Genomic DNA, 25,035 nt, shown 5'->3' on the forward strand with positions numbered 1-25,035 from the left:
CATGAGGACGCCGGCAATGTTGCTAGCGCTTGGTAACCGCGAAGCGCAACCCCAGTTGCAGTAATTCATCCCACGCATCGCCCTTGGCGACACCCTTGCTGATCCTGTCTATTTTCGCGGCATGCATCAAGGCCGACACCAATGGCTTGAGATCAAGGCGCCTGGCGGCGTTTTCCATTGCTTTCTGTTGATCTCCCCAGGCTCTTATCTGGCTCATCAGTTGCGTGAGAGACCTGCCGGAATCCAATCCTTTACGAATCGTTATCAACGAGCGTATCTGCCCCGCAAGGGTGTTCACAATCAGCGGCAACGCCGCGCCCTCACCCTGCAAGCCTTCCAGCATACGGACATAACGCGCGGTTTCGCCCGCCATCAGTGCCCCGGATAACTTGAAAACGTCGTAGCGCGCCACATCCAGTACCGCATCTTTTACCTGATCGAAGGACAGCATCCCGGGCGGATAAAGCAATGCGAGTTTCTTGAGTTCCTGATAAGCCGCAATCAGGTTACCCTCAACCTTGTCGGCAAGAAACCGCACGGTATCCGGATCGGCTTTCTGAGCTTGCATGTCCAGGCGTTGGCCGATCCACATGGGCAAACGGGTGCGTTCCACGGGATAGACCGGAACCATCACACCCGCGCCTTCAAGCGCCTTGAACCACTTTGTCGCTGCGGCCTGCTTGTCGATTTTGGGCAAAGTGACGAGCGTGACGGTATCGGGCGGCAGCGAGCGGCAATATCCCTCCATTACCGCACTGCCCGGATTCCCCGGTTTACCGGACGGTATACGGATATCCATTATACGTCTTTCACCGAATAGCGACAGGCTACTGCTGCGCTGCTGCAGATCCATCCAGTTGAAATGATGGTCTACGGCAAAAATCTCACGCTCGATATAGCCTGCCTGATGCGCCTTGGCACGAATCAGATCCGCTGCCTCGATAGTCAGCAGCAGCTCGTCGCCGAATACCGTATAGAGCGGCGCAAGCTGCTTCCGAAGATGCTGGGAAAGGCTATCGGAAGTAATACGCATGACATTCCTTTACGGCACGAGATCCGGCCATTCTTGCGGCGCCATTATCCTTTCGAGACCTTAACCGCTTCCAATCGCCGCATGATCTGCCCTGCGGAATCGCTTTGCATTTCTCTGACGAGCATCGCTTCCTCTCCCTCTTTCCCCACTACTTGCGCGTCGGTATAAGGGAGAATGCGACGCTGTACAATCTCGTTGGTAGGGATGAGTTCTGCTCCTTTGGCATCGACCAGGCGAAATGAAATCCGATAGAATATCTCAAATTCCCGCACCCGTCCGCCTCCCGATACCGACATGATTTGTTTGTTATTCGTTACACTGACAATTTCCAGTATGGCCTGGGCATCTTTCGACTTCTCAACAATACGGGTATTCGTGCCGCCCTTGATGAGGCGCCTGAGGTCGGTACCGATAGTATGCCCCGCAGGGAATGCTATATAGAGTGTTTCAAATGGCAGGTTAGCCTGGCCACGCAATTGAAAGCCACAGGCAGTCAGGAAAAAACAGAATACAATCAGCAGAATTTTTCTCATGCGGGAATCCTCACATTCAGTTTTCCGGAAGCTCTGAACAGGTTTCGCAAAGCGCCGTTACGCCTGTACCGAACTTGTTCGGTAATTTATTCAAACAACGATGTTCACCAACCTGCCCGGCACGATCACGATTTTCTTCACTTCGCCAGTGATGAATTTACGCACCGGCTCGCTTTCCAGCGCGAGACGCTCAATAATCGCGGGCTCTGTATCCCTGACTACGCGTATCTTGCCGCGCAATTTGCCATTGACCTGAACTATCAGTTCAACCTCATCCTGGACAAGCGCCGTGCTATCGATTTGCGGCCAGGACTGATCTAGGAGTTCGGTTCCCGGCTTAAGTTCACGCCACAGGGCGTGACAGATGTGGGGAATGATGGGCGATAACAGCAATACAATGCTTTCCATCGCTTCCTGCATCAAGCTGCGCGCAGCCGGGCTGGGATCCTGCAGCTTTCCAAGCGCGTTCATTAACTCCATCACGGCTGCGATGGCGGTATTGAAGGTGTGCCGCCTGCCCAGATCGTCGCCAACCTTGGCGATAGTCTGATGCAATTGGTAACGCAAGGACCGCAGTTCCGGGCCGAGGTCTCCATTTTGCGCCGGGCGGTCAATCGCTCCCCCTTGCTGCATATGTTCATATACCTGTTTCCATAACCGCTTCAAAAAGCGGAATGCGCCATCTATCCCGGCATCTGCCCACTCGAGGGTCTGCTCGGGCGGGCTCGCGAACATCATGAACAGCCGTGCGGTATCGGCCCCATATTGTTCCACCAGTTTTTGCGGGTCGACGCCGTTATTCCTGGATTTCGACATGGTACCGATTCCGCCCAACTCCACCGGTTGACCATCCGCACGCAGCAATGCGCCAATACGCCGGCCTTGCTCATCGGTTTGAATATCCACGTCCGCCGGATTGAAATATACGATACGCCCGGTTTCCATTTTTCGAAACATGATCTCGTTCAGAACCATGCCTTGAGTCAGCAGGTTGGCGAATGGCTCGTTGAACGCAACCAGCCCGAGATCGTGCATGACCTTGCTCCAGAAGCGAGAATAGAGAAGATGCAGGATGGCGTGTTCGATGCCGCCGATGTACTGGTCCACCGGCAGCCAGTAATTCACACGCGCATCGACCATGCTCTTGTTCTGGTCGGCACAGGCGTAGCGGATGTAATACCACGACGAATCGACAAAAGTATCCATGGTGTCTGTTTCCCGCCGCGCCGGCTTGCCGCAGCGGGGACACTGGCATGCGTAAAATGATGGGGTCTTCGCTAACGGATTGCCGGACCCGTCCGGCACAAGGTTGTCCGGCAGCACGACGGGAAGCTGGTCATCGGGCACCGGTACCACACCACATGCATCACAATAAATAAGAGGAATAGGGCAGCCCCAGTAGCGCTGGCGTGAAATACCCCAGTCGCGGAGACGGTAGTGCACACGTTTTTCACCCAACCCCTTATGTTTCAACGCCGCCGCGATTGCGTCCACCGCCGCTTGAAATACAAGACCGGAAAATTCGCCTGAATCAAACGTAAGACCGTACTCCGCGTACGCCTGCGTAAGCGGCATGCCCAGATCGGAATCAACCGGTTTGATCACCGGCTTGATCGGTAGCGAGTATTTAGTCGCGAACTCGAAATCACGTTCGTCGTGCGCTGGCACCGCCATTACCGCGCCTTCGCCGTAACCCATGAGTACGTAATTGGCTATCCATACCGGAAGTCTTGCTCCCGTCAGCGGATGGATGACAAACAGCCCTGTGTCCATCCCTTTCTTTTCCTGGGTCGCGAGTTCCGCCTCCATGGTGCCGCCATGCTTGCACACCTCGATGAACTCAGCGAGGTCGGGTCTGTTTTCCGCCGCGTATAACGCAACCGGATGCTCCGCTGCCACGGCAACGTACGTAACGCCCAGCAGCGTATCCGCGCGCGTGGTGAAAACCTTCAACGCCTGGGGCGTGCCGGATGCGGCATCGGCAGGAAACGTCACGTCGACCCCGAAGCTCTTGCCGATCCAGTTGGCCTGCATGGTCTTTACCCGTTCAGGCCAACCGGGAAGCGTATCCAATGTGTCCAGCAGCTCATCGGCATACGCGGTAATCTTCATGTAATACATCGGGATTTCGCGCTTTTCCACCAATGCGCCGGTGCGCCAGCCCCGTCCGTCTATGACCTGCTCATTGGCCAGCACCGTCTGATCGACCGGGTCCCAGTTGACCGTGCCGGTCGTTCTGTAAGCCAATCCTTTTTCCAGCATTCGCAGAAACAGCCATTGATTCCACCGGTAGTACTCCGGACTGCAGGTTGCGAGCTCGCGGCTCCAGTCGATGGCGAGCCCCAGACTCTGCAGCTGCTTGCGCATGTAAGCGATGTTATCGTGCGTCCACTTCGCCGGCGGCACATTGTTCTGCATCGCCGCATTTTCCGCAGGTAAACCGAAAGCATCCCAGCCCATGGGTTGCAGAACGTTGTAACCGAGCATACGACGATAGCGTGACAGTACGTCGCCAATCGTATAATTGCGTACGTGCCCCATGTGCAGCTTGCCCGATGGATAGGGAAACATGGAGAGGCAGTAATATTTCTGCTTTTCGGGGATCTCTACGGCTCTGAACGCAGCGGTATCGTTCCAGTGCCGCTGGGCTTCCGCTTCGATTTCCTGTGGGTGATATTTTTCCTGCATAAAATTTCGACTTTCCTGCCACAAAACATGGAATTATACCGCGATCCAAAATTCCCCACGTTACGCATGTTACATCAAGATAAAAATTGCAGATCACGCGTTGCAATGCGCCATGTGCTCTCGCACGCTTCATCAAATATTGTCTGACGAATTCATCCGGGTAAAAGATTAGACGCAAAGGCTGCTCGTCAGCCAGCGCCGGCTCCAACCGCCTCGGCGCTCTTGTCAGGTCACCCTTTTACTGAATTATGAGGGTCAGCCTGAAATCGCCACGCAGCAGATTGAGAACGATGACATCTTTGCTCGTTTGCAACACCGCCAGAAATTCCTGTACCGTGCGGACCTTTCTACGGTTGACCCCGACGATGATATCGCCAGGCCTCAGGCCATGCAGCCAGGCGGGGCTATTTGCGTCTGCCTTGGTCACCAGCACACCTTCCACCTTCCCGCGTGACGACCCGCTTTTGAGATTCGCCACCGTTGCACCCGCGAGTTGAGGCACTGTTTCCGCCCCGGTGCCGGATTCATCGAGCGGCTTCGCGATCTTGACCTTTGCGTTAATAACCTTACCTTCCCTCAAGAGCCTTAGATTTATCGTTTCGCCGATAGGCGTCATCCCTATCTTGTTGCGCAAATCAACGGAATTTCTCACGGGCCGCCCATTGACCGCCGTTACCACGTCACGAAGCCTCAGGCCTGCCTTTTCCGCAGTCGAGTTGGGTTCGACCGTGCTGATGATCGCCCCTTCGGTGGAACCCAGCCCGAGGGATGCAGCCAGGTCGTAGCTGATGTCTTCGCCGCTCGCGCCCAGCCTGCCTCGGCGCACTTCGCCAAAACGCACGATCTGATCGAGCACGGCCTTGACCATGACGCTGGGTATGGCGAGGCCGATGCCCACGCTGGCGCCGGATGGGCCTACGATCGCCGTGTTGATACCGATCAGCTCCCCCTTGAGATCGACCAGCGCGCCACCGGAATTACCCGGATTAATGGAGGCATCGGTCTGTATGAAATCCTCATAACCCTCGATATCGAGCCCGCTTCTTCCCAGCGCGCTCACGATACCCGAGGTCACGGTCTGCCCCAGTCCAAATGGATTGCCGATCGCAACCACGAAGTCTCCGACGTCGAGCCGCTCGGAATCGCCAAGGCGTAAAGCCTGCAGATCCTTTGCCTCGATCTGCAGCACGGCGATGTCCGTGCCCGGATCCGTTCCCACCAGCTTCGCCTGAAACTGACGTCGATCCTTGAGCGTGACGATCACCTGCCGGGCATTCTTTATCACATGGTAATTTGTCACGACATAACCGTTTGCTGCGTCCACGATAACGCCGGATCCGGCGCTACGCTCGGGGCGCGCCGCCTGGTCGGGGAGATCAAAAAAACGGCGGAAAAATGGGTCGCGAAACAATGGATTGTCTTCGATGGCCGAAGGCGTCAGCACGGAAATATTGACGACCGCCGGGGTCACGTCATGAAGTAGCGGCGCCAACGTAGGCAGGCCATTCTTGCTGTTGGTGAATGGCACAGCGGAGTAGCCAGGCAACGCCACCGCCAGCAAAACAATGAAACTGGTGTAGCGTAAAATAATCCTGAAGGACTTTTGCATTGATGGGCCGGGTATTTTTGGTGGGGTCAAACGAAATACCTATTCAACCCAGATAATTCATTAGGCGGCTCTGCGAGCCTACACGAGTGCTGGCGGTCAGTTTGCGGCCATTTTCGCCGCCATTTTTGCTACCTGCGCGGCGTCCATAGACCAAGCTATGGACTTCTCTCAACCAGCAAAACTGTCTCGCAACCTGCCTCGCCATCATCTCGCGTCCTAATGAATTATCTGGGTTCATTCAACTCAGCGCTCAGACTCAACATTTCTTCCACGCCAGTCTCGAATATTTCCGGGTCGAAAGCCTTGTCGCCGTCCACAACAGGGCCGTTTCCAGTCTTGAGCCCATGAAAATCATAGAGCACCGGATCCGCCAGATGTGAAGGCTGGATATTCTGCAATGCAGTGAACATGGTTTCCAGCCTGCCGGGAAATTTTTTATCCCATTGCTGCAGCATTTCCTTCACCGCCTGGCGCTGAAGATTTTTTTGCGCTCCGCACAGGTTGCAAGGAATGATGGGAAAATCTTCTATCTCGGCATAAGCCGCCAGATCTTTCTCCTTACAATAGGCCAATGGACGGATCACGATATGCCGGCCATCATCGCTCACCAGCTTGGGCGGCATGGTCTTCAGCTTGCCACCATAGAACAGGTTGAGGAACAGCGTCTCGAGAATGTCGTCCCTGTGGTGCCCCAGCGCAATCTTGGTCGCGCCCAGTTCGCCGGCAACACGATAGAGTACACCGCGGCGCAAGCGTGAGCAGAGACTGCAGGTGGTTTTACCTTCCGCGATGACGCGTTTCACCACGCTGTAGGTATCCTGCTCGACAATCTGAAAGGGCATTTCGATACTGGTGAGGTAGCCCGGCAATACGTGCTCCGGGAATCCCGGCTGTTTCTGGTCCAGGTTCACCGCGATCAATTCGAATGCTATTGGCGCATGCGCCTGCAAATTACGCAGGATATCGAGCAAGGCATAGCTATCCTTCCCGCCCGAAAGACACACCATCACGCGGTCCCCATTCTCGATCATGTTGAAATCCGCAATGGCCGTGCCGACAAGGCGCCTCAACCGCTTATGCAGTTTATTGACATTGTGTTGTTCTTTTCTGGACATCATTCCCATCACCAACCTCATCCCTGCACTGATCCGAAAAACCCGCCATAGCGCCCGAAGACCAAGCATTATTAACTAATCTTCAGGCATTTTCCCAGATTAAGCTCAATTTGGACAGCGCGGTCCCGGAGCAGACGACCGCAACGCTCATGGATCAAGAAAGTTTGCCAGACCGAGCCCTTCACTGACGGGAGCCTGAAAAATGGATTGCTGCTCCTGGAATATCTCGATTTCGGAAAGATCTTCATGAGGATTTTTCAATATGAAAAAAAAAGATAACCAAGTGAAATGTTATTGGTTTCAATTATAAGTCGCGACTGGTAACTTTCGTTCGTGTCCGCATGCCTCACTCGGGGAAAACGAATGGTAGCGATAGGGGAAATTACGGGTTTGAAAGAAAAACAGGCGGGATCTGAAAAGGCCGGCAAACAGATACCCATGGATATCAAACAGCGAATTCTGTTGGCGATCGCTGATATCGAATATGGCTCGGTAGAGATAATCATTCATGGCGGCAAAGTGGTGCAGATCGAGTGTCGCGAAAAAACTCGCATAAGCTAAGCGCGTTAGGGCGCGTCAAGGGTGCGCCAAGATACGTTAATGCGCGGAAAGGCCGGTTTGGCCGCGGTAGTGCAATTCCCATAACCTGAGTCACTGTATCTACCGATAAAAACCAGGGTGCTGCAAGCAAAAAAACTGCCGACCAAGCGATTGGAGGCGATAAACGACAAAACCAAACTGGTCCCTGACCGGGATACCGGAAGGCCGATTCAGGAGAGAAGAATGAAACTTTATTGGCGAATCATGCTTGTATCTGCAATTTCAATATTGCCGATTGGCGTGATTCATGCGGATGTGAATACCGGGAAATTCGAGGCACCGGGAATGAGTAAAGAAGACGACCGAATTAGCCGGAAAGATGAAGGCAAAACTTTAGAGTCGCAACTTACTGAAACTATTAATAAAGCGGATGCGAAAAAATCATCCGCACCGAAAGTGGAAAAGAAATCGACAAGCTACTTCAAGCCTTCCAGCAGCTATTCCACCCAACCGGAATCCGATCCGCCTCGATACGTGCAGACTCTCAGCAAAACCGGTATTGAAGCATTCAAGGATATCTACTGGCTGGATATCGGCCTGGATCACCGGACGCGTTACGAATTTCGCAGTAACGATATTCGGCGCACCGACATGAGACTCGACCAGCCTTTTCTGCTGCGCTCGCGCGCATATGTCGGGATAAGGGAAATTCTGGATCCATTTCGGGGCGCTGTCGAGTTTCAGGATTCGCGCCGCTACAACGGCAATTTTCCGCATGACGACCGTGATTTCAACGACTATGAACTGATTCAGGCATATGGCGAGCTCTACTTCAAAAGCGCATTGGGTGAAGACGACCGGAAACAACAGCGCCCCATCAGGTTTCGCGTTGGCCGCATGGCATATGAGGCATTGGATCGGCGTCTGATCGGCCGGAACGAATGGCGTAATACCACGAACACGTTCGAGGGTTTTCGACTCAATCTGGGCCAGGAAGCAAACGACTGGGAAGTTGATTTATGGGCTTACCAACCTGTCAAGCGCCTGCTGACCGAGTTTGACGAGCGCATCGAGAATCAGTGGTTCTATGGTGCAATCGGCCATTGGCGGAAGTGGTCTGACATTATCACACTCCAGCCGTATTACATGGGCCTCATGCAGGATGGCAGCAAGACAGGGCAGATCGACCGGCATATTCACGCGCCTGCCGTGAGAGGTTACGGCAAAATAGGGAATACCGGTCTGGACTTCGATTTCAACCTGATCTATCAGTTCGGGCGGAATGGCACGGAAGAACATGAGGCGCATGCTTATATCACTGAGGTGGGATATAACCTCGAGTACAGTTGGAAACCCCGTATCAGCGCGTTTTATGGCTATGCAAGCGGCGATCGGCATCCCAATGATGGTGTAAACAATCGCTTTGAGCGGTTCTTTGGTTTTGCGCGGCCCTGGTCGGCGGACGATTACATCGTTTTCGAAAACATCAAGGCGCCCAAAGTCAAGCTTGAGTTTCAGCCGACAGCGGACTTGCGTATAGACGGCGGTTACAGTTGGTTCTGGCTTGCCAGCAGTACGGATCGCTTTAACAATCTCCTTGATGGCAATACGAGCGCGCGTCCCAACCCCGGTTTTAATCGGGATATTACCGGAAAAAGCGGTGATTTCATTGGCCACTCCTTTGATGTCCGTGCACGTTACAAGATTGCGAAACATATCAGCACAACTGTGGGTTACTCACACTTTACAAGCGGCGAGTTCACGCGTAACAGGCAGATAGCGGCCCTTGGCAAAGGTCCCGGTAGTTCCGACTTTTTTTATGTTGAAGTGGTAGTCAGCGCTTTTTAAGCTTTTCAACCCGATTCTTGACTTATTCCCCACTAACTCATTAGAGGAATTTATGAAACTCAAACCATGGCTGACAACGGGTCTGCTGATTGGAGGCCTCCTGGCTGGCGGGAGCGCGTCGGCGGACAGAACGCTGTTGAATGTTTCCTATGATCCAACGCGTGAGCTTTATCAGGAATTCAACGCGGCATTCGTGAAGCACTGGGAGACAAAAACCGGGGAAAAGGTCGCCATCAAACAGTCTCACGGCGGCTCCGGCAAGCAGGCACGGTCCGTCATCGATGGTCTTGATGCCGATGTGGTGACACTGGCGCTGGCCAATGATATCAACGAAATTGCAGAGAAGGCGAAGCTGATTCCAGGAGACTGGCAGAAGCGTTTGCCACATAACAGCACACCCTACACATCGACCATCGTGCTGCTGGTGCGCAAAGGCAATCCCAAGAATATCAAGGACTGGAACGACCTGGCCAGGCCCGGTATTTCTGTAATTACCCCCAACCCCAAAACTTCGGGGGGCGCGCGCTGGAATTATCTGGCGGCCTGGGAGTATGGAAAGCGGAGTTATGGTAACGACGCCAAGGCAAAGGAGTTTGTGGCCAGGATTTACAGGAATGTTCCTGTGCTGGATTCCGGTGCACGCGGTTCTACCACGACTTTCGTGGAGCGCGGCATCGGCGATGTCTTCATCTCGTGGGAAAACGAAGCCTTTCTGGCCATCAAGGAGCTTGGTGTCGGTAAATTCGAGATTATCGCGCCCTCGATCAGCATCCTGGCGGAGCCGCCGGTCACGGTGATAGACAAGGTCGTCGACAGGAAAGGCACGCGCGATATCGCGGAAGCTTATCTCAAATATCTCTATTCCGAACAAGGCCAGGAAATCGCCGCAAAAAACTTTTACCGGCCCACCGATTCGAAGGTTGCGGCGAAATATGCAGATCGATTCCCTGCCATCAAGCTGTTCAAGATCGATGACGCGTTTGGTGGCTGGAAAAACGCGCATAAGCTGCATTTTGCCGATGGGGGCACGTTCGATCAGATTTATCAACAATGAAAACTTCGGCTTGCGGAAGTAAATCATATATCGGGTGCTGACATGACAGCATTGATCATCGGCGGAGACTACATCGAAACGTTAAGGCGGGAACTCCTCGCGCACGGCTTGAGGCGTGTCGAACACTGGGATGGCCGGCAGCCGAGAGTTACCCGACGCGCGATTCCCGTTAGTGCCAGGCTGGTGGTGATACTGCACGATTATGTCAGCCATGGCGTGTCGAACGCTTTGAAGCAGCAAGCGTATAGAAGAGACATACCGCTGGTGTTCTGCCGCAGCTCGACGCATGACCTGCGCCAAAAGCTGGAGAGGCTCGAATTAGCGGAGGGTCCCTGTCGCGGCGGCTATCCAATCGGGTCGGGATTCCTGAACGGGTTGATACGCTGGCATCCAGGTAACTTTACCGGGTTGGACCGGATTCATGCCTGAAGGAGAGGCACATGAATATGGAAACGAGAAACAAACAATATGAATTCGGGCAAATCCAGGCAGTTACTGATCATCTTTTACAGCGTGCGGAAGATGGCTGGATAGTTGGCTATTTTTTAAACAATCAACTATCCAGCGTCTTTCAGCCGGTATTCGATGCAAGTGAGCGCCGTGTGGCGGGGCATTCCGCTTACATCCGGTCCAAGCCGGATCGCGATGCTGTGTTGTCGCCCTGGAGAGTCTTCGCCCTGGCTTCCGAGGATGCTTTACTGGTCAGCGTGGATCGCCTCTGCCGTACGCTGCATGCGATCAATTATTTCAAGGTTGCCTCCGGACAAGGCAGTCTTTTCGTCAGCGTGCAGCCCCGCCTTCTGGAGAGCGTCAAGGACGATCACGGACTGGCGTTTGAGAACATACTGAATCTCATCGGAATCACAACCTCGCGAGTGGTGATCGGGATTCCGAGCGAAGTGAATCGCGACTTGAGGTTGCTCAGGCACGTAATCGGAAACTATCGATCGCGTGGTTATCGCATTGCAGTGAATCACAGCGGCCCAAATGACGGCGACATGGCGGAACTGGGGAACCTGTACCCGGACGTCGTAAGGCTGGATGCTTCCTCCCTGCTGCAACATGATGGAATAGATACGCTGCTGGACACGGCCCATCGCCTGGGGGCCGTCATCCTGGCAAGAGGTATCGAAACCAGGCAGCAGGTGATTGCCGCGGTTCGCTCAGGTGCAGATCTATTGCAAGGTCGTTTCCTTGGGGAACCGGCCCGCACGGTCGAAGTGGATGGGCCGGGCGGCGCCGGGAATGTGCATCAACCCGCAGGCGGCCGATCGATAAATCCAGATATAAATTTCAGCTGACCGGAGTGCAAGGTTGAGTACATTCAAACGACATAGCGTTCTGCCGGGGTTCAACCTGGCGCTTGGATTTACCCTGGTTTATCTGAGCCTGATCGTGCTTATCCCCCTGTCGGCTGCATTCATCCGTACGTCTGCGCTCACATGGCCGGAATTCTGGGCCATGGTGACGACTCCGCGGGTAATGGCATCGTACCGATTGACGTTCGGTGCGTCATTTGCAGCGGCGCTGGTCAATGCGGTATTCGGTCTTCTGGTGGCGTGGATACTGGTACGCTATCGCTTTCCGGGCAAGAAACTGGTGGATGCGTTGGTAGACCTTCCGTTTGCGTTGCCGACGGCGGTGGCGGGCATTGTGCTGACTGCACTCTATTCGGGAAATGGCTGGATCGGCCAATATTTCGAACCGCTCGGGATCAAGATCGCTTTTACGCCAATTGGTATTTTCATCGCACTGACTTTTATCGGCTTGCCTTTCGTCGTAAGAACGGTACAGCCGGTACTCGAAGACATCGAATGGGAATTGGAGGAAGCGGCCGCTACGCTGGGTGCATCCCGGCTGCAAACTTTCGTGAAAGTCATTTTTCCCACGATTTTTCCTGCCCTGACAACCGGCTTTGCGCTCGCCTTCGCCCGCGCCATCGGTGAATACGGTTCGGTAATTTTTATTGCCGGCAATATGCCGATGATATCCGAGATCACGCCTCTCCTGATCGTTACCAAGCTTGAGCAATACGATTACGCGGGCGCCACGGCATTGGCGGTAGTCATGCTCGTCATTTCGTTTGTGATGCTGTTGATCATCAATCTGCTGCAATGGTGGAGCCGACGCCGGAGCGCCGCCATATGAGGATGCGCCGATGAGTGCAACTGCTCTTCCAATACCTGCCGGCAAGCGTCGGGTGGTCACCGACGAGCCTGGCTGGGTGCGCTGGATTTTGATTGGGCTGGCGCTCGCATTCCTGGCGCTGTTCCTCTTCATACCCTTGATCCTGGTCTTCTACGAGGCCCTGAAAAAAGGCGTAGATGTCTACGTGGCCGCCATCACGGAACCTGACGCAGTAGCGGCGATCAAACTGACCCTGACTGCGGCCGCGATCGCGGTGCCGCTCAACCTGATATTCGGCATAGCAGCCGCCTGGGCTATTGCCAAGTTCGAGTTCCGCGGCAAGAGCCTGCTGATAACGCTTATCGATTTGCCCTTCTCGGTTTCGCCAGTGGTGGCGGGACTGATCTATGTGCTTATCTTCGGCCTGCAGGGATGGCTGGGACCATGGCTGGCGGAAAACGACATCAGGATTATTTTTGCGATACCCGGCATCGTCCTCGCCACTATCTTCGTGACTGTCCCCTTTATCGCCCGTGAGCTGATCCCATTGATGCAGGCACAGGGTACCGAAGAGGAGGAGGCGGCGGTTGTATTGGGCGCCAACGGCTGGCAGATATTCTTCCGCGTCACGCTCCCGAACATCAAGTGGGGCCTGCTGTATGGCACCATCCTCTGCAATGCCCGCGCAATGGGCGAATTCGGCGCGGTATCCGTGGTATCGGGCCACATTCGCGGCAGTACCAATACCCTGCCGCTTCACGTCGAGATCCTCTACAACGAATACAACTTCGCGGCAGCCTTTGCGGTAGCGTCACTGCTGGCGTTGCTTGCATTGGTGACGCTCGCGCTGAAGACGTTCGTCGAATCCAGAAACAAACAGCAGATGGAGAATGCCAATGAGCATCGAAGTACGTAACCTTTCCAAGCAATTTGGAGATTTTGCCGCATTGCGAGACGTCAGCCTCGAGGTTCGCACGGGTGAATTGCTTGCATTGCTCGGACCGTCGGGCTCCGGAAAGACAACACTACTGCGTGTCATTGCCGGGCTGGAGGCTGCAGATGCCGGCCATGTGCTGTTCCAGGGCGAAGACGCAACCGGACAGCATGTGCGCGACCGCCAGGTAGGTTTCGTATTTCAGCACTATGCGCTGTTCCGGAATATGACCATCTTCGAGAATGTCGCATTCGGCTTGCGCGTACGTGCTAAAAACGCCCGCCCGACCAATACGGAGATCAGCGACCGGGTGCATGATTTGCTGAAGCTGGTACAACTCGACTGGCTGGCCGACCGCCACCCGCACCAGCTTTCGGGGGGCCAGCGCCAGCGCGTCGCTCTTGCGCGGGCGCTGGCGGTAGAACCCAAGGTATTATTATTGGATGAGCCTTTTGGAGCGCTCGACGCCAAGGTACGGAAAGAACTCCGCGCCTGGTTGCGAAGGCTGCACGACGAAATGCATATCACCAGCGTGTTCGTTACCCATGATCAGGAGGAAGCGCTGGAAGTGGCTGACCGGGTAGTGGTCATGAATGAGGGCCATATCGAGCAGATCGGCACGCCGGACGAGGTGTATGAGCAGCCGGCAAGTCCATTCGTGTATGAATTCCTGGGCAAGGTGAATCTGTTCCACGGTCGGTTACACAAGGGGCGGGCGTGGATAGACGGTATCGAGGTCGACGCGCCCGAACACATCGAGGCGGAGGAACTCGCAGCGGTAGCTTACGTGCGTCCTCACGATATCCATGTGGATCGGGTGGTTAACGGTAGCGGCGCACTCGCGGCACACGTATCTCACATTCTTTCGGTGGGCCCCATCGTGCGCCTTGAGCTGATCCGCGACGGCGATGGCGACAATAGCAAGGAACTGATCCAGGTCGAAATCAGCAAGGAGCGTTTTCGCGAATTACAATTGACGCGGGGCGATCGGGTTTTCATCAAACCTTCACGCTTCGATCTGTTCCCGGCGAAGATACATTGAGACCGATACCAGCTACTCAACGACTTCCAGAATACCTTCCATCCCATGTTCCCTGTGGCTCTTGAAAAGGAGCAGCTTCTTTGGGCAATAGAAAGCATACCTGCCGGACCCGCTTGCGGTGAAGGTGAATGTTTGAGACTCCCGACTCAGGTCTTTATCGATCGAGATATTAGCTTCGGGCGCCTTGAGCACCAAGCCGTGAGGAACGATCCCTCGCTCCACGCGAACCACAAACCTTACGGGCACGTTGACTTTGACGATGATATGGCTGGGCCTGAAAAAATAATTGCCCGCCAGGATGTTCACCTCTTGCACGCCATCGCTGCCCATTACTGCCCTATACGGTTTATTGCCCGGCTGCGCGCCCAGCTGCTCCGCGGTGCAGCAGACGGTCAACGTCAGCACTAAGACGGATAAAAATCGCAGCGATTTCATGACGGTTTTCTCACCATTTGTTCCCAAAATCCGGACTAGAACCCGAGGATCGTCGGGTTATCTCGATTGGGGTTAGGGGGAATAGGCACATCGTACAGTATCATATGGGAGCTATTCTTACTTCAGCACAGCATACCGGTTGACTTGCGATGCGTCGCAGACGGGGCCTAGATAGACGAATCGAAGCCGAAGCGCCAGAGCATACCGAAGCCGAGGAGCTTTTAGCCGTGGCCTATGTGCGCCCTCATGACATTCATGTTCACCGCATAGTGCGTGGCGAGGGCGCTATTGCTGCGCATCTCGCACATTATCTCGGTTGGCCGGTAGTCCGCCTTGAGCTGATGCGCGATGACAGCGATGACAAGGAATTGATCGAGGTCAAAATCTGCAGGGAGCGCTTTCGCGAACTGCAACTGACCCAAGGCGATCAGGTTTTCATCAAACCTTCCCGTTTCAATCTCTTTCCGGTGCAGATACATTGATTGTCTGGCACTTTTGCGCTGGTGGTACGTGTGGTCCCTAAAAGGCAAATCGTATGCCCGACACCGCCATCAAGGATGAGCGGATCTAGGGCATTGAAGCCCTGGGTAAAAAGATAAACGAATTCATCAATGCCCCGAAGGAGGCCGCTGGGTTTGATCGGCACTATACAGGCACGATGCATGCAGCCTTCGGAAAAGAACTGGCGGGATTGCACCGATCACACCTCAACCTCCACGTGGGTTTCGATGAGGTTCTCTACGACAGAGTAGATATCGACGGTTTCGTCCGGCACATCGATACTCACGATAAGGCTGTATCGGACACTGTTTTGCCAACGATCCTGAGCAGTGCGGTACTTCCACCAACCGCCGACCGGAAACACAGCGATGGTGTGCATATCCGCAAGTGCCGCTGCCGAACCCGTCCAAACGTCCGCATGCAGAGAGCCGCGCGTACGCAGCTGTGGGCCCAGGTGCCAGCCGTCAGCATCGCCCTCAGGACCTTCGTAACCTCCCACATTCGCCAGTCCATTGATAAAGGCTCGAAAGTTCTCCAGCGATTGCCCGGGCCGTATGACCTCGAACCGCAGTCCGTGCGACTGATAACTGAAACGTTGTCGATACCCACGGCGTCCCGGGTTTGGCTCGATGAAGTACGACAAGGTGACGCGAAGCCTTACCTCCGTTTCCGGGGGAAGCTGCCGCAACGCCTCGTTTGGCCACGGCAACTGATAGAGCTGCATTTCGTTCAGTTTGGGGTCGGTGGATTCACTTGCATCAGCATCCTTGGCGAATGGTTGCAGATGGTCTTGAGCGATGAGCGTCAGGGCGTGATTCGCGCTATAGAGAGCCCGCTCCAGATTGGGAACGCCGTAACCGACGCTTCTAAGCATCGTTTGCTTGGCAACCCTGCTGCTGTGTTGGCTCAGAAGGAGACCAAATCGCTGCCACATAAGCTCTGTCCACTCAGCAGAGTGCACCAGTAATCCACGAACTGTTTCCGGCCAGTATTCCGGATACTCAGACATGAGCATTGCCGCGTGGCCGGATACTAGGGCGCAAGCAGCACTGGTGTCCGCCGAGACTTCGAACAGTTGCCCCGTTGTTCTACCCGACGTAGTCAGCAAAGACACAACATCCTCGCTAGAAACCTCGGTTCGATCAGGCGACAGCAGTCGATTCCCGCCTTCTGCGACAAGGTCAGGTTTGTAAGGGGCGTGCTTGCGCCAACGCCAGTTCACTGAAGACCGCGACGCAGGTGCAACATCACCCGTACGCGCGAACGGCGACCATCCATCAAAAGTTGGGTCGTCGTTTGTAGTTTTTTCGGTATACGCCCCTATAGTCAGGGCATTCCAGGACTGGGCCGGATCTTCGATCTCGGCAAGGTGCAGTTGTTCCCAGTGATCGACATGTGGCGACAGGTCACGGTTGTTGCCTGCAGAAATAACGAAAAGCCTTTGTTTTCCATCTTCCATTCCTGAGGCAAACTGATCAATCTCTGCCGACCAAGATGAAGGCTGTCCGCCCATGCGCTCGGGGTCGGCTGTTACGGCGAGAGAGTACACACGGCGCCACTCTGGCCGCTCGACCTCGAGCTTGGCTGCTGTGCCAACCGTAATGGCGCCATACAGCTCTGGGTCATTTTCGCCTGTCGGCGGCAGAATGCGCCCCGACTCGATGCGATGTTTCAGGACGACGGGTTCGCCGCTAATCAGAGCTGCGTGCAGATCGCCAAAAGCGGCAAGCCCAGCCTGTCTGGAACCGTGATCACTGTATGGCGCACTCGGATTCGCGGGATTGAAATCATCGAAGTGAGGCCAGCCAGGACTCCAACGCTCCGCATGGTCTGCGTCGCAGACGCTCGCAAGCAAGGGGTGGCGATAATTGACGCCGGTATCAAGGATTGCCACTGCAGTTGATGCTGCATCATCAACCTGCATTCGATGCAGCAAATCATCTGCCCACTGCTGCTGTTCTTTCGGCGAGGATCCGATTAGGACGTTCGGCGTTTCCTTGGCTCGGCGCAATTCTTCGAGAGACGCAATCAATTCCGGCGCCCGTTCGAGTTGACGCGCAGCTGCCCGAACAAGAACGACGATGCTATCGAAGAAGCTTAGTGACGTATTCCCCAAGCGCCCACCTATGCGCTCCGCAAGCTGCTGAGCTATTTCGAGAGGATTCTCTTTTGAGCCCCGCTTCTTCAGCCACAGCTCCCACCATACGACCTGGTCGGGATCACCGGGGAATTCTACCGGATCATCAGTCCAAAATGACCGCAAGTCAGCCAGCTTGATCTCGGCGACGCTGTCGACAAGGTTGTGGTTTCGTGGTCCACCCTTCCCATCTTTTTCCGGGTCGAGGTACTGCTCCAACTTTCTCTGAAAAATATCTCGTCTGGATTCTGGTATGAAAATCAACGCGACTTCATAATCGTCTTCTTTGCGGCATGAGCGGAGCTTGAAATCGCGACTCGTATCCAGGCTATCCAATGGAAGTTCGCAACCCGGTGCACTTACGATCTCGATATAGATCCCAACGTCCTCTGTTATCGGGTTTTCAATTTGCGTCCGCTGCGCTTCGAATTTACCTACCAGATCAGTATAGCGGGACAATAAGTACTGTCCGTGCGCAAAGCGATCCTGTGGAGGAATGATGGGGTTTCGACCTGTCCTTCTGGATCGAAAGTCTTCGTTTGTAACAAACCCAGCAACCAAGATGTGTCGCTTCCACTCCGGCATTGAGTCCCCTTATTTTTTGCCAGCATGACGCCGCTCAATCGCCCTGATAATGAGCGACGTAGTGACCCTGCTCTCTTGGTGAAGAACGGCATCCTTGGCTGCGTCCTCGGAAGCGCGAGTCAATTCTGCCGCGCTCAGTCCTTCTGTGGCAGCTGTAATCTCGTCCCACGCCAGAGAACCAATATCGAACAGTGCCAAACGGTTTTCGACCAACTTTCTGACCTGTTCCTTGCCAGGTTTCTCGAAACGAACAATGTCGTCAAAACGGCGATAAAGCGCTTTGTCGAGAAGTTCCGGGTGATTGGTGGCAGCAACAATAATGCTCTCGGAGTCATCCTGCTCGACGAACAACAGGAAGGAATTCAGTACTCTTCGAATCTCACCAACGTCGTTCTGAGCACCACGCTGAGTACCGATGGCATCGAACTCGTCGAACAGATAGACGGCACGAGTCTGCTTGATGTGATCGAATACCAAACGAAGCTTCGCGGCTGTCTCGCCCATGAATCGGGTAATCAGGTTATCTAGGACAATGGTGTAAAGCGGTAGCTTGAGCTCTGCGGCCAGTACCGAGGCAGACATGGTCTTCCCGGTGCCCGGAGAACCAGTAAAGAGCAGCTTTCGCCGGGGAAAAAGGCCGAACTGCGCAAGCTTGTCCTTTTGCCGCTGCTCCAAAAGAACTTGGTCAAGACGCTCTTGCACTTCACCAGTCAGAACGAGTTCATTGCTTCGAACTGGCGAGTGAGTCAGCTCCAGCAACCCCCTCAAATCGCCTTTGGGCTGCTGCAATAGCGGAGTTGGCTTAGGCGTGGCGAGACTCAAGCTCGCAGTTTTTTGGAATTTCTCGACCATTGTCTTGATATCCGCGGCTAGCTTATGATGCCCTTGCCGTGCCTCCTGAGCAGCCATCTGCAAAGCAGCAGAGTAGAAACGCTGATCGTCGCGATCAGCGTGGCTCCTCAGTAATGCTTTGATTTGTTCAGCCGTGGCCATTTTACTCACCATAATCCCGATGTCCATGATATACGATCCCGGCTTGAAACCTTAAACAAAGTAGCAGAATAGCAGCTGCATTTACGCCACTTCGCCTTAACCTGGATGTTTCATAACTTGACGCGCGACCTCACTCATCTTTTGTTTCGTATGAAAATTTCGTTCAGTCCGACGTATGAGTAACTATGCCATCCTTCTACAGATTCTCCTTAAAAAACAATGTTCTGCGCTATCATCACGCGAATTTATGAAATATCCGGGTTAATTGTAAACGCAAGTGTGCGCCCATCCTGGGCACAAAAAAAAAGCCCCGTTCATGGAACGGGGCTTTTTATAAGGTGCCTGGCAGTGACCTACTTTCGCATGTGAAAACACACTATCATCGGCGCGACTTCGTTTCACGACCCTGTTCGAGATGGGAAGGGGTGGGTCCAAAGCGCTATGACCGCCAAGCGTAACTTTAATGGCAAACGACGGAAGCCAATGACTAGAAGTCCTGGGCGTCTATCGCAAGCCAATGATCTGGAAGAAGTAAATCTGGATTATTTTGTATCTCTGCAAACAACTTACCGGACATGAATATATGTATGAATTAAACCTCTATTCTTCACATTCCATGCCTTGCTTAAGGTTATAGGATCAAGCCTCACGGTCAATTAGTATCGGTTAGCTTAACACATTACTGCGCTTCCACACCCGACCTATCAACGTCGTGGTCTTCGACGAACCTTTAGGGGGGTTTTACCCCCGGGAAGTCTTATCTTGAGGCGAGTTTCCCGCTTAGATGCTTTCAGCGGTTATCTCTTCCGCACTTAGCTACCCGGCGATACGACTGGCGTCATAACCGGTACACCAGAGGTGCGTCCACTCCGGTCCTCTCGTACTAGGAGCAGGTCCCCTCAAACTTCCAACGCCCACGGCAGATAGGGACCAAACTGTCTCACGACGTTTTAAACCCAGCTCACGTACCACTTTAAATGGCGAACAGCCATACCCTTGGGACCGGCTACAGCCCCAGGATGTGATGAGCCGACATCGAGGTGCCAAACTCCCCCGTCGATATGAACTCTTGGGAGGAATCAGCCTGTTATCCCCGGCGTACCTTTTATCCGTTGAGCGATGGCCCTTCCATACAGAACCACCGGATCACTATGACCTGCTTTCGCATCTGCTCGACTTGTCAGTCTCGCAGTCAAGCACGCTTTTGCCATTGCACTATCAGCACGATTTCCGACCGTACCTAGCGTACCTTCGTACTCCTCCGTTACACTTTGGGAGGAGACCGCCCCAGTCAAACTGCCTACCATACACGGTCCCCGATCCAGATAATGGACCTAGGTTAGAACCTCAACAATACCAGGGTGGTATTTCAACGTCGGCTCCATGAACTCTAGCGAGCCCACTTCAACGCCTCCCACCTATCCTACACAGATATTGTCAAAGTCCAATGTAAAGCTACAGTAAAGGTGCACGGGGTCTTTCCGTCTAGCCGCGGGGAGATTGCATCTTCACAAACATTTCAACTTCGCTGAGTCTCAGGAGGAGACAGTGTGGCCATCGTTACGCCATTCGTGCAGGTCGGAACTTACCCGACAAGGAATTTCGCTACCTTAGGACCGTTATAGTTACGGCCGCCGTTTACCGGGGCTTCGATCAAGGGCTTGCACCCCATCAATTAACCTTCCGGCACCGGGCAGGCGTCACACTCTATACGTCCACTTTCGTGTTTGCAGAGTGCTGTGTTTTTATTAAACAGTCGCAGCCACCATTTCTTTGCAACCCCCTTCCGCTTCACGCGCGAGGCGCTACACGTACCGGGGGCACACCTTATCCCGAAGTTACGGTGTCAATTTGCCGAGTTCCTTCTCCTGAGTTCTCTCAAGCGCCTTGGAATTTTCATCCCGCCCACCTGTGTCGGTTTTCGGTACGGTCTTCATTCAACTGAAGCTTAGTGGCTTTTCCTGGAAGCAGGGTATCACTCACTTGGCGCCCCGAAGGGCGTTTCGTTATCACGCCTCAACTAAGCCGCCCGGATTTGCCTGGGCGGCACGTCTACACGCTTCAACCGGGACGTCCAACACCCGGCCGAGCTAACCTTCTCCGTCCCCACATCGCATTGAATAAAGGTACTGGAATATTAAACAGTTTCCCATCAGCTACGCATTTCTGCCTCACCTTAGGGGCCGACTCACCCTGCGCCGATGAACGTTGCGCAGGAAACCTTGGGCTTACGGCGAGGGAGCTTTTCACTCCCTTTATCGCTACTCATGTCAGCATTCGCACTTCCGATACCTCCAGCAGCCTTCTCAAGCCACCTTCGCAGGCCTACGGAACGCTCTCCTACCATCTACACTTACGTGTAAATCCCTAGCTTCGGTGCACAGTTTGAGCCCCGTTACATCTTCCGCGCAGGACGACTCGATCAGTGAGCTATTACGCTTTCTTTAAAGGATGGCTGCTTCTAAGCCAACCTCCTGACTGTTTTAGCCTTCCCACTTCGTTTACCACTTAACTGTGTCTTTGGGACCTTAGCTGAGGGTCTGGGTTGTTTCCCTTTCGACACCGGACGTTAGCACCCGATGTCTGACTCCCACGCTCGCACTCTTCGGTATTCGGAGTTTGCCATGGTTTGGTAGGCCTAAACGGCCCCCTAGCCATAACAGTGCTCTACCCCCGAAGGTGATACGTGAGGCACTACCTAAATAGTTTTCGGAGAGAACCAGCTATTTCCAGATTTGTTTAGCCTTTCACCCCTACCCACAGCTCATCCCCTAATTTTTCAACATTAGTGGGTTCGGACCTCCACGAGGTGTTACCCCCGCTTCATCCTGGCCATGAGTAGATCATCTGGTTTCGGGTCTACACCCAGCAACTAATCGCCCTATTAAGACTCGCTTTCGCTATGCCTCCCCTATTCGGTTAAGCTCGCTACTGAATGTAAGTCGCTGACCCATTATACAAAAGGTACGCAGTCACGGAACAAGTCCGCTCCCACTGTTTGTATGCATGCGGTTTCAGGATCTATTTCACTCCCCTCCCGGGGTTCTTTTCGCCTTTCCCTCACGGTACTGGTTCACTATCGGTCGATTACGAGTATTTAGCCTTGGAGGATGGTCCCCCCATATTCAGACAGGATTTCTCGTGTCCCGCCCTACTTGTCCCAATCCTAGTTCCACATTTAAACTTTCGCCTACGGGGCTATCACCCACTATGGCCCGACTTTCCAGACGGTTCGGCTAGTTCAAATGCTAAAGATTGGAGGCTTCTCCCATTTCGCTCGCCACTACTCTGGGAATCTCGGTTGATTTCTGTTCCTCTGGCTACTTAGATGTTTCAGTTCGCCAGGTTCGCCACGATTGGCCTATATATTCAGCCAACGTTGACCCTTGCGGGCCGGGTTTCCCCATTCGGACATCTCCGGATCAATGCTTGTTTGCCAGCTCCCCGGAGCTTTTCGCAGGCTACCACGCCCTTCATCGCCTGTAATCGCCAAGGCATCCACCACATGCACTTATTCGCTTGATCCTATAACCTTAAGGGCTTCGGAAGCAATCGGAAGCCGGCCTGAAACCCGGAATCTTCGTTTTATCTTCCAAACCTTCTGGTTATAGTTGTTTGCTCACATCGCGTCCGACTAAAAACGCGATGAGTCGATACAATCTAACCCATTATTTCACATCCCCTGAGCACATGATCCAATTAAGGACGCACGTATTCATTGAATATGAAATACTTTACTTCTTCCAAATTTTTAAAGAACGTCGAGAAACAGTTTTATAAAGAATCAGGGAGTGATAATATAAATACCCGGATACTTTCTATTCTATTCCCGAAGTACAGCCGCTGGTAAAAACCAGAAGTAAACGTTATCGTTTACTTCTACTTTCTAACTGAATTCATGCGAATTCCGATTTCCGAATTGGTGGAGGTGAACGGGATCGAACCGATGACCCCCTGCTTGCAAAGCAGGTGCTCTCCCAACTGAGCTACACCCCCGTTAGTTGGTGGGTCTGGGTGGATTTGAACCACCGACCCCACGCTTATCAAGCGTGTGCTCTAACCAACTGAGCTACAGACCCCGAACAGAGCCTGGAAACAAAGAGATGGGCTTTTGTCGTATTTAGCCTATGGCTCCTTAGCCCCCTAGCTTTGCTTTTTAGACAACCGATAGGTTGTGAGCGCTTGAAACAGGAATTTCTCTAGAAAGGAGGTGATCCAGCCGCAGGTTCCCCTACGGCTACCTTGTTACGACTTCACCCCAGTCATGAATCTCACCGTGGCAGGCGCCCTCCTTGCGGTTAGACTACCTGCTTCTGGTGGAACCCACTCCCATGGTGTGACGGGCGGTGTGTACAAGACCCGGGAACGTATTCACCGCGACATGCTGATCCGCGATTACTAGCGATTCCGACTTCACGGAGTCGAGTTGCAGACTCCGATCCGGACTACGACGCGCTTTCTGAGATTAGCTCCCCCTCGCGGGTTGGCAACCCTCTGTACGCGCCATTGTATTACGTGTGAAGCCCTACCCATAAGGGCCATGAGGACTTGACGTCATCCCCACCTTCCTCCGGTTTGTCACCGGCAGTCTCATTAAAGTGCCCAACTGAATGATGGCAATTAATGACAAGGGTTGCGCTCGTTGCGGGACTTAACCCAACATCTCACGACACGAGCTGACGACAGCCATGCAGCACCTGTGTTACCGTTCCCTTTCGGGCACATCCACCTCTCAGCGGACTTCGGTACATGTCAAGGGTAGGTAAGGTTTTTCGCGTTGCATCGAATTAATCCACATAATCCACCGCTTGTGCGGGTCCCCGTCAATTCCTTTGAGTTTTAATCTTGCGACCGTACTCCCCAGGCGGTCAACTTCACGCGTTAGCTGCGTTACCAAGCCCGTTAAGACCCGACAACTAGTTGACATCGTTTAGGGCGTGGACTACCAGGGTATCTAATCCTGTTTGCTCCCCACGCTTTCGTGCCTGAGCGTCAGTGTTAACCCAGGGGGCTGCCTTCGCCATCGGTGTTCCTCCACATCTCTACGCATTTCACTGCTACACGTGGAATTCCACCCCCCTCTGCTACACTCTAGCCTTGTAGTTTCAAACGCAGTTCCCAGGTTGAGCCCGGGGATTTCACATCTGACTTACAAAACCGCCTGCGCACGCTTTACGCCCAGTAATTCCGATTAACGCTCGCACCCTACGTATTACCGCGGCTGCTGGCACGTAGTTAGCCGGTGCTTCTTCTTCCGGTACCGTCAGTGATCACGGGTATTAACCGTGACCGTTTCGTTCCGGCTGAAAGAGCTTTACAACCCGAAGGCCTTCTTCACTCACGCGGCATGGCTGGATCAGGGTTTCCCCCATTGTCCAAAATTCCCCACTGCTGCCTCCCGTAGGAGTCTGGGCCGTGTCTCAGTCCCAGTGTGGCTGGTCGTCCTCTCAGACCAGCTACTGATCGAAGCCTTGGTAAGCCTTTACCTCACCAACTAGCTAATCAGACATCGGCCGCTCCAAAAGCGCAAGGTCTTGCGATCCCCTGCTTTTCTCCGTAGAGATTATGCGGTATTAGCACACCTTTCGGTGCGTTATCCCCCACTTGAAGATACGTTCCGATGCATTACTCACCCGTTCGCCACTCGCCACCAGGGTTGCCCCCGTGCTGCCGTTCGACTTGCATGTGTAAAGCATGCCGCCAGCGTTCAATCTGAGCCAGGATCAAACTCTTCAGTTTAATACTGGTAAAACTCTCGCTTGACGTATTTCATGATTCCAGTTTTTATTCCGGATTAACCAGAATATCGGCTGAAATCTTATTACATTGTGCGAGCACTTTGAATCTTGATTTTCCAGTCA

General features: G+C 53.7%; 17 protein-coding genes, 2 tRNA genes and 3 rRNA genes. 9 read left to right on the forward strand and 13 right to left on the reverse strand.

Annotated features, from left to right (window positions below; translation table 11 throughout):
- Positions 1 to 22: 22 nt before the first annotated feature.
- The 5 genes from holA to ttcA form a co-directional block, all read right to left on the reverse strand.
- Positions 23 to 1,033, reverse strand: a complete 1,011-nt coding sequence (gene holA, locus BLP78_RS00595) for a DNA polymerase III subunit delta (protein ID WP_090455331.1) — start codon at positions 1,031 to 1,033, stop codon at positions 23 to 25.
- Positions 1,034 to 1,077: 44 nt separating this feature from the next.
- Positions 1,078 to 1,566: an LPS-assembly lipoprotein LptE gene (gene lptE, locus BLP78_RS00600; RefSeq protein ID WP_090455334.1), complete on the reverse strand. Its 489-nt coding sequence runs from the start codon at positions 1,564 to 1,566 to the stop codon at positions 1,078 to 1,080.
- 90 nt (positions 1,567 to 1,656) lie between these two features.
- The gene (leuS, locus tag BLP78_RS00605) at positions 1,657 to 4,254 is read right to left on the reverse strand and encodes a leucine--tRNA ligase (protein ID WP_090455336.1); all 2,598 of its coding nucleotides are present in this window, start codon (positions 4,252 to 4,254) and stop codon (positions 1,657 to 1,659) included.
- 238 nt (positions 4,255 to 4,492) lie between these two features.
- Positions 4,493 to 5,863 (reverse strand): Do family serine endopeptidase, encoded by a 1,371-nt coding sequence (locus BLP78_RS00610; RefSeq protein WP_090455339.1) that lies wholly within the window; start codon positions 5,861 to 5,863, stop codon positions 4,493 to 4,495.
- A gap of 224 nt (positions 5,864 to 6,087) precedes the next feature.
- Complete coding sequence (gene ttcA, locus BLP78_RS00615) at positions 6,088 to 6,978, reverse strand: tRNA 2-thiocytidine(32) synthetase TtcA (RefSeq protein WP_218118893.1); 891 nt, start codon at positions 6,976 to 6,978, stop codon at positions 6,088 to 6,090.
- A 363-nt stretch (positions 6,979 to 7,341) separates the two neighbouring features.
- On the opposite strand from ttcA, the gene BLP78_RS15455 reads away from it, so the two are divergent.
- The 8 genes from BLP78_RS15455 to BLP78_RS00655 all read left to right on the forward strand — a co-directional run bounded on the left by BLP78_RS15455 (position 7,342) and on the right by BLP78_RS00655 (position 14,523).
- Positions 7,342 to 7,539: a YezD family protein gene (locus tag BLP78_RS15455; RefSeq protein WP_090455341.1), complete on the forward strand. Its 198-nt coding sequence runs from the start codon at positions 7,342 to 7,344 to the stop codon at positions 7,537 to 7,539.
- A 222-nt stretch (positions 7,540 to 7,761) separates the two neighbouring features.
- Positions 7,762 to 9,366: an alginate export family protein gene (locus BLP78_RS00625; RefSeq protein WP_090455556.1), complete on the forward strand. Its 1,605-nt coding sequence runs from the start codon at positions 7,762 to 7,764 to the stop codon at positions 9,364 to 9,366.
- A gap of 52 nt (positions 9,367 to 9,418) precedes the next feature.
- On the forward strand, positions 9,419 to 10,420 hold the full coding sequence (locus tag BLP78_RS00630) for a sulfate ABC transporter substrate-binding protein (RefSeq protein ID WP_090455343.1): 1,002 nt from the start codon (positions 9,419 to 9,421) through the stop codon (positions 10,418 to 10,420).
- Between the two features lie 42 nt (positions 10,421 to 10,462).
- Positions 10,463 to 10,849 (forward strand): DUF2325 domain-containing protein, encoded by a 387-nt coding sequence (locus BLP78_RS00635; RefSeq protein ID WP_090455346.1) that lies wholly within the window; start codon positions 10,463 to 10,465, stop codon positions 10,847 to 10,849.
- Between the two features lie 11 nt (positions 10,850 to 10,860).
- The gene (locus tag BLP78_RS00640) at positions 10,861 to 11,721 is read left to right on the forward strand and encodes an EAL domain-containing protein (protein WP_256329920.1); all 861 of its coding nucleotides are present in this window, start codon (positions 10,861 to 10,863) and stop codon (positions 11,719 to 11,721) included.
- Positions 11,722 to 11,734: 13 nt separating this feature from the next.
- Complete coding sequence (gene cysT, locus BLP78_RS00645; protein ID WP_090455347.1) at positions 11,735 to 12,568, forward strand: sulfate ABC transporter permease subunit CysT; 834 nt, start codon at positions 11,735 to 11,737, stop codon at positions 12,566 to 12,568.
- Positions 12,569 to 12,578: 10 nt separating this feature from the next.
- The gene (gene cysW / locus BLP78_RS00650; protein ID WP_090455349.1) at positions 12,579 to 13,463 is read left to right on the forward strand and encodes a sulfate ABC transporter permease subunit CysW; all 885 of its coding nucleotides are present in this window, start codon (positions 12,579 to 12,581) and stop codon (positions 13,461 to 13,463) included.
- Complete coding sequence (locus BLP78_RS00655; RefSeq protein ID WP_090455351.1) at positions 13,444 to 14,523, forward strand: sulfate/molybdate ABC transporter ATP-binding protein; 1,080 nt, start codon at positions 13,444 to 13,446, stop codon at positions 14,521 to 14,523. The genes cysW and BLP78_RS00655 overlap by 20 nt, the downstream gene beginning before the upstream one ends.
- A 12-nt stretch (positions 14,524 to 14,535) precedes the next feature.
- On the opposite strand, the gene BLP78_RS00660 is transcribed toward BLP78_RS00655, so the two are convergent.
- The gene (locus BLP78_RS00660) at positions 14,536 to 14,958 is read right to left on the reverse strand and encodes a cupredoxin domain-containing protein (RefSeq protein WP_090455353.1); all 423 of its coding nucleotides are present in this window, start codon (positions 14,956 to 14,958) and stop codon (positions 14,536 to 14,538) included.
- 227 nt (positions 14,959 to 15,185) lie between these two features.
- Here BLP78_RS00660 and BLP78_RS00665 point away from each other — a divergent pair, with 227 nt between their 5' ends.
- The gene (locus BLP78_RS00665; RefSeq protein WP_256329922.1) at positions 15,186 to 15,440 is read left to right on the forward strand and encodes a TOBE-like domain-containing protein; all 255 of its coding nucleotides are present in this window, start codon (positions 15,186 to 15,188) and stop codon (positions 15,438 to 15,440) included.
- Between the two features lie 218 nt (positions 15,441 to 15,658).
- Here the strand turns inward: BLP78_RS00665 and BLP78_RS00670 are convergent, their stop codons facing one another.
- From BLP78_RS00670 to BLP78_RS00700, 7 genes are all read right to left on the reverse strand, one after another.
- Positions 15,659 to 18,055 carry a S8 family peptidase gene (locus BLP78_RS00670; RefSeq protein ID WP_218118892.1) on the reverse strand — a complete coding sequence of 799 codons (2,397 nt, stop codon included), beginning with the start codon at positions 18,053 to 18,055 and terminating at the stop codon, positions 15,659 to 15,661.
- Between the two features lie 135 nt (positions 18,056 to 18,190).
- Positions 18,191 to 19,201, reverse strand: a complete 1,011-nt coding sequence (locus tag BLP78_RS00675) for an AAA family ATPase (protein ID WP_256329924.1) — start codon at positions 19,199 to 19,201, stop codon at positions 18,191 to 18,193.
- A gap of 313 nt (positions 19,202 to 19,514) precedes the next feature.
- A 5S ribosomal RNA gene (gene rrf, locus BLP78_RS00680) occupies positions 19,515 to 19,627 on the reverse strand.
- A 182-nt stretch (positions 19,628 to 19,809) separates the two neighbouring features.
- Positions 19,810 to 22,699: ribosomal RNA gene (locus BLP78_RS00685) — 23S ribosomal RNA — on the reverse strand.
- Positions 22,700 to 23,094: 395 nt separating this feature from the next.
- A tRNA-Ala gene (locus tag BLP78_RS00690) sits at positions 23,095 to 23,170 on the reverse strand.
- A 6-nt stretch (positions 23,171 to 23,176) separates the two neighbouring features.
- A tRNA-Ile gene (locus BLP78_RS00695) sits at positions 23,177 to 23,253 on the reverse strand.
- A 124-nt stretch (positions 23,254 to 23,377) separates the two neighbouring features.
- Positions 23,378 to 24,913: ribosomal RNA gene (locus tag BLP78_RS00700) — 16S ribosomal RNA — on the reverse strand.
- The 16S, 23S and 5S rRNA genes sit together here with 2 tRNA genes alongside, the layout of an rRNA operon.
- Between the last annotated feature and the right edge of the window lie 122 nt (positions 24,914 to 25,035).

This window comes from Nitrosospira sp. Nsp1 (assembly GCF_900100985.1).
GTDB lineage: Bacteria > Pseudomonadota > Gammaproteobacteria > Burkholderiales > Nitrosomonadaceae > Nitrosospira.

What these genes read in the sequence shown, in the direction of transcription:
- BLP78_RS00625 (WP_090455556.1), top strand. Translation starts at nt 7,762, where the DNA reads ATGAAACTTTATTGGCGAATCATGCTTGTATCTGCAATTTCAATATTG.
- BLP78_RS00660 (WP_090455353.1), bottom strand. Translation starts at nt 14,958, where the DNA reads ATGAAATCGCTGCGATTTTTATCCGTCTTAGTGCTGACGTTGACCGTC.
- BLP78_RS00610 (WP_090455339.1), bottom strand. Translation starts at nt 5,863, where the DNA reads ATGCAAAAGTCCTTCAGGATTATTTTACGCTACACCAGTTTCATTGTT.
- BLP78_RS00640 (WP_256329920.1), top strand. Translation starts at nt 10,861, where the DNA reads ATGAATATGGAAACGAGAAACAAACAATATGAATTCGGGCAAATCCAG.
- BLP78_RS00630 (WP_090455343.1), top strand. Translation starts at nt 9,419, where the DNA reads ATGAAACTCAAACCATGGCTGACAACGGGTCTGCTGATTGGAGGCCTC.
- cysW (WP_090455349.1), top strand. Translation starts at nt 12,579, where the DNA reads ATGAGTGCAACTGCTCTTCCAATACCTGCCGGCAAGCGTCGGGTGGTC.
- BLP78_RS00675 (WP_256329924.1), bottom strand. Translation starts at nt 19,201, where the DNA reads ATGGACATCGGGATTATGGTGAGTAAAATGGCCACGGCTGAACAAATC.
- ttcA (WP_218118893.1), bottom strand. Translation starts at nt 6,978, where the DNA reads ATGTCCAGAAAAGAACAACACAATGTCAATAAACTGCATAAGCGGTTG.
- BLP78_RS00635 (WP_090455346.1), top strand. Translation starts at nt 10,463, where the DNA reads ATGACAGCATTGATCATCGGCGGAGACTACATCGAAACGTTAAGGCGG.
- BLP78_RS00655 (WP_090455351.1), top strand. Translation starts at nt 13,444, where the DNA reads ATGAGCATCGAAGTACGTAACCTTTCCAAGCAATTTGGAGATTTTGCC.
- lptE (WP_090455334.1), bottom strand. Translation starts at nt 1,566, where the DNA reads ATGAGAAAAATTCTGCTGATTGTATTCTGTTTTTTCCTGACTGCCTGT.
- BLP78_RS15455 (WP_090455341.1), top strand. Translation starts at nt 7,342, where the DNA reads ATGGTAGCGATAGGGGAAATTACGGGTTTGAAAGAAAAACAGGCGGGA.
- holA (WP_090455331.1), bottom strand. Translation starts at nt 1,033, where the DNA reads ATGCGTATTACTTCCGATAGCCTTTCCCAGCATCTTCGGAAGCAGCTT.
- leuS (WP_090455336.1), bottom strand. Translation starts at nt 4,254, where the DNA reads ATGCAGGAAAAATATCACCCACAGGAAATCGAAGCGGAAGCCCAGCGG.